Source organism: Nocardia sp. NPDC058666 (assembly GCF_042714895.1).
Classification (GTDB): domain Bacteria; phylum Actinomycetota; class Actinomycetes; order Mycobacteriales; family Mycobacteriaceae; genus Nocardia.
In genome coordinates, this window is sequence record NZ_JBHXRY010000032.1 from 1 (window position 1) to 4992 (window position 4992).

The following is a 4992-nucleotide window of genomic DNA, read 5'->3' on the forward strand; positions in this document are numbered from 1 at the left end:
GTCCACCCCGGTGCCGGCCAGCAGGTGGTCGATGACCCGGGTCATCGGGCCGCCGACCACGTGGGCGCGGTCCTCGGCGGTCAGCTCGAAACCCAGCTCGGCGAAGAGCGAGGCCTCCGCCTGCCACCAGAAGTCCTCGGTGTCGACCAGCGTCCCGTCCATGTCCAGCAGCACCGCCTGCAGGCCCCGGTCGTCGTCGCCGCGGCCGAGGGTCGGGGTGGCGGTGGAGATGGTGGTCATTGGCGGGATCCTTCCGTCCGTGCCCGGATCGGACCCGGGGATGGCACAGGCCGGCCCGCTTTTGAGCGGACCGGCCCGTTCAGGATCATCAAGGATACGCCCGGGGACCCCGAATGAAGCGAACGCTGCGCAGCGTGGGCATTACCGGGCGTTGAAGTAGTTGGCTTCGGGGTGGTGGATGACGATGGCGTCGGTGGACTGCTCGGGGTGGAGCTGGAACTCCTCGGAGAGCTGGACGCCGATGCGTTCCGGCTGGAGGAGGTCGGCGATCTTGGCGCGGTCCTCCAGGTCGGGGCAGGCGGGGTAGCCCAGGGAGTAGCGGCAGCCCTGGTACTCGGTGCGGAACATGCCGGCCATGGACTGCGGGTCGGATCCGCCGATGCCGAGGTCGGCGCGGACGCGGGCGTGCCAGTACTCGGCGAGGGCCTCGGCCAGCTGCACGGACAGGCCGTGGAGTTCCATGTACTCGCGGTAGGCGTCGGCGGCGAAGAGCCGTGCGGTCTCCTCGCCGATGCGGTTTCCCACGGTGACGACCTGGAGGCCGACGACGTCGCTCTCGCCGGACTCCTCGGGGCGGAAGAAGTCGGCGAGGCACAGCCGCCGTCCGCGGCGCTGGCGCGGGAAGGTGAAGCGGGTCCGCTCGTTGCCCTCCTCGTCCAGGATGATCAGGTCCTCGCCCTTGGAGACGCAGGGGAAGTAGCCGTGGACGACGGCGGCTTCGAGGAGGCCGTCGGTGTGGAGTTTGTCCAGCCAGCCGCGCAGGCGGGGCCGGCCGTCGGTGGCGATGGTGTCGGCGTCCTTGAGGCCCCATTGGCCCTTGAACAGGGCGGTCTCGTCGAGCCAGGAGGCGTAGTCCTTGAGCGGGATGCCCTTGACGACGCGGGTGCCCCAGAACGGCGGGGTGGGGACGGGGTTGTCGGCGGCGACGTCGGAGCGGCCGGCGTCGACCGGTTGCCCGGCGGCCGGCAGGGGTGTGGCGCGTTGGGGGACGCGGCGCTGTTTGAGGGGCGGGAGTTGGGCGCCGGGGGCGCCGCGTTTGACGCCCATGAGGGCGTCCATGAGGCGCAGGCCCTCGAAGGCGTCGCGGGCGTAGCGGACCTCGCCCTGGTAGATCTCGTGGAGGTCCTGTTCGACGTAGGCGCGGGTGAGGGCGGCGCCGCCGAGGATGACCGGGTAGTCGGCGGCCAGCTTGCGCTGGTTGAGCTCTTCCAGGTTCTCCTTCATGATCACGGTGGATTTCACGAGGAGGCCGGACATGCCGATGACGTCGGCCTTGTGTTCCTGGGCGGCTTCCAGGATCGCGGAGACCGGCTGTTTGATGCCGATGTTGACGACGTTGTAGCCGTTGTTGGTGAGGATGATGTCGACGAGGTTCTTGCCGATGTCGTGGACGTCGCCGCGGACGGTGGCCAGGACGATGGTGCCCTTGCCGTCGTCGTCGGTCTTCTCCATGTGGGGTTCGAGGTGGGCGACGGCGGTCTTCATGACCTCGGCGGACTGGAGGACGAACGGCAGTTGCATCTGGCCTGAGCCGAAGAGTTCGCCGACGACCTTCATGCCCTCCAGCAGCGTGTCGTTGACGATGTCGAGGGCCGGGCGGGTCTGGAGGGCCTCGTCGAGGTCGGTCTCCAGTCCGTTCTTCTCGCCGTCGATGATGCGGCGCTGGAGCCGCTCGTCCAGGGGCAGGGCGAGGAGTTCCTCGGCGCGGCCGGCCTTCAGCGACTTGGTGTTGACGCCCTCGAAGAGCGCCATCAGCTTCTGCAGGGGGTCGTAGTCGCCCTCGCGCCGGTCGTAGATCAGGTCGAGGGCGGTGGTGACCTGTTCGTCGTCGAACCGGGCGATGGGGAGGATCTTGCTGGCGTGGACGATGGCGGAGTCCAGGCCGGCTTTGACGCACTCGTCGAGGAAGACGGAGTTCAGCAGGACGCGGGCGGCCGGGTTCAGGCCGAAGGAGATGTTGGAGAGGCCGAGCGTGGTCTGGACGTCGGGGTGGCGGCGCTTGAGTTCGCGGATGGCTTCGATGGTGGCGATGCCGTCGCCCCGGGACTCCTCCTGGCCGGTGCAGATGGTGAAGGTGAGGGTGTCGATGAGGATGTCGGACTCGCGGATGCCCCAGTTGCCCGTCAGGTCCTCGATCAGCCGCTCGGCGATGGCGACCTTGTGCTCGACGGTACGGGCCTGGCCCTCCTCGTCGATGGTCAGCGCGATCAAAGCCGCACCGTGCTCCTGCGCCAGCCGGGTGACCAGCGCGAAGCGGGACTCCGGGCCGTCACCGTCCTCGTAGTTGACCGAGTTGATGACCGCGCGGCCGCCCAGCTTCTCCAGGCCCGCCCGGATGACGGGGACCTCCGTCGAGTCCAGCACGATCGGCAGCGTGGACGCCGTCGCGAAACGACCGGCGAGTTCCTCCATGTCGGCGACGCCGTCGCGGCCGACGTAGTCCACGCACAGGTCGAGCATGTGCGCGCCCTCGCGGATCTGGTCGCGAGCCATCTCCACGCAGTCGTCCCAGCGGGCCTCGAGCATGGCCTCACGGAACTTCTTCGACCCGTTGGCGTTCGTCCGCTCGCCGATCGCCATGTACGAGGTGTCCTGGCGGAACGGAACCGTCTGGTAGAGGGAGGCCGCGCCCGGCTCGGGGTGCGGATCGCGCACGGTCGGGGTGAGTCCGCGGACCCGCTCCACGACCTGGCGCAGGTGCTCCGGCGTGGTGCCGCAGCAGCCGCCGACCAACGAGAGCCCGTACTCGCGGACGAAGGTCTCCTGGGCGTCGGCCAGCTCGCTGGCGGAAAGCGGGTAGTGCGCTCCGTCCTTGGTGAGGACGGGCAGGCCGGCGTTGGGCATGCAGGAGAGCGGGATGCGGGCGGTGCGGGCGAGGTAGCGCAGGTGCTCGCTCATCTCGGCGGGGCCGGTCGCGCAGTTCAGGCCGATCATGTCGATGCCGAGCGGCTCCAGCGCCGTGAGCGCCGCGCCGATCTCCGAGCCGAGGAGCATCGTGCCCGTCGTCTCCACGGTCACCGAACAGATCAGCGGGACGGTGATTCCGAGGGCCTCCATGGCGCGGCGGGCGCCGATGATGGAGGACTTGGTCTGGAGGAGGTCCTGGGTGGTCTCGACGAGCAGCGCGTCGGCGCCGCCGGAGATCAGGCCCTCGGCGTTGATCTGGTAGGCGTCACGGATCCGGCCGTAGGAGATGTGGCCCAGCGTCGGCAGCTTGGTGCCCGGGCCCATCGAGCCCAGCACCCACCGCTGCTGCCCCGTGCTCGCGGTGAACTCGTCGGCCACCTCACGGGCGATCCGGGCACCCGCCTCGGACAGCTCGAAATTGCGGTCGGCGATGTCGTACTCCGCCAGCGCCGCATGGTTCGTACCGAAGGTGTTCGTCTCGACGCAGTCCACACCCACCGAGAAGTACGCCTCGTGCACCGAGCGCACGATGTCGGGGCGGGTCACGTTCAGGACCTCGTTGCAGCCCTCCAGCTGCTGGAAGTCCTCCATGCTGGGGTCCTGCGCCTGGAGCATCGTCCCCATGGCCCCGTCGGCCACGACCACACGGGTCGCGAGCGCCTGCTTCAGGGCGGTCACCCGTTCGTGCGCGTTCGGCGCGTGCGTCGTCATGCCGGCTGCTCCAGCTTCGGTCCCAGCAGTCCGGCCGCCTGCTCCCCGTACACCGTGCGGACGGTGGCCAGGAGCGGTGCGGGCCGGACCTCGTAGGACTGCGAGCCCACGGCCTGGAGGGCCAGGGCGGACATCGTGCAGCCGAGTTGGGCGGCGGTCTCCAGTGGCAGTCCCCAGCCGACGGCGGCCAGGAAGCCGGAGCGGAAGGCGTCTCCGACGCCGGTGGGGTCCTCGGCGCGGACGTCGGGGACGGCGGGGACGGTGAGGGTGGGCGCGCCCTTGGTGTCGATGCGGACGCCGTGTGCGCCGAGGGTGGTGATCCAGGTGCCGACGCGGTCGAGGACCTCCTCGTGGCTCCACCCGGCGCGTTCGCGCAGCAGCGCGGACTCGTACTCGTTGGTGAAGAGCCAGCGTGCTCCGGTGACGAGGGTGCGTACTTCGGCGCCGGTCAGGCGGGCGAGCTGCTGCGAGGGGTCGGCGGCGAAGGCGATGCCCAGTTCCCGGGCCTGTTCGGTGTGGCGGACCATCGCTGCGGGGTCGTTGGGTGAGACGAGGATCAGGTCGAGGGGGGTGCGGGCGTGCAGGGCGTGCAGGTCGATGCGGGCGGACTCGGCCATCGCGCCCGCGTAGAAGGAGGCGATCTGGTTGGAGTCCTGGTCGGTCATGCACATGAAGCGGGCGGTCTGGTGCTCGGCGGAGACGTGCACCGCGCCGGTGTCGACTCCGTGTTCCTTGAGCCAGACCTCGTACTCGGCGAAGTCGGAGCCGACGGCGCCCGCGAGGAGGGGGGTCAGGCGCAGGCCGCCGAGGCCGTAGGCGATGTTGGCGGCCACTCCCCCGCGCCGCACTTCGAGGGTGTCGACGAGGAAGGACAGGGAGATGTGGTGCAGCTGGTCGGGGAGCAGCTGGTCTACGAACCGGCCCGGGAAGGCCATGAGGTGATCTGTGGCGATGGATCCGGTCACCGCGATACGCACGTGGACTCCTGTGAGCTGGTCTGTTGCCGGCGGGGCGGGGTGGTGGGCTGGGGGGCGGGGCAGGGGGCGCGGGGTGTTGCGGGTGGGGGTGGGGGGGGGGGGCGGAGGCCCGGCTCCCTCCCCCCTCCCCCCCCCCCCCCTCGGGGGGCGGCGCGAG

3 protein-coding genes are annotated in these 4992 nt (G+C 70.2%); all 3 read right to left on the reverse strand.

Annotated features, from left to right (window positions below; all coding sequences use genetic code 11):
- The coding region (locus ACFWVD_RS27950; RefSeq protein ID WP_379247814.1) for an HAD hydrolase-like protein at positions 1–240 on the reverse strand (240 nt) is incomplete at its 3' end.
- Positions 241–381: 141 nt separating this feature from the next.
- Positions 382–3858: a methionine synthase gene (gene metH / locus ACFWVD_RS27955; RefSeq protein ID WP_379247816.1), complete on the reverse strand. Its 3477-nt coding sequence runs from the start codon at positions 3856–3858 to the stop codon at positions 382–384.
- Positions 3855–4835 (reverse strand): carbohydrate kinase family protein, encoded by a 981-nt coding sequence (locus ACFWVD_RS27960; RefSeq protein ID WP_379247818.1) that lies wholly within the window; start codon positions 4833–4835, stop codon positions 3855–3857. The genes metH and ACFWVD_RS27960 overlap by 4 nt, the downstream gene beginning before the upstream one ends.
- Positions 4836–4992: the final 157 nt, after the last annotated feature.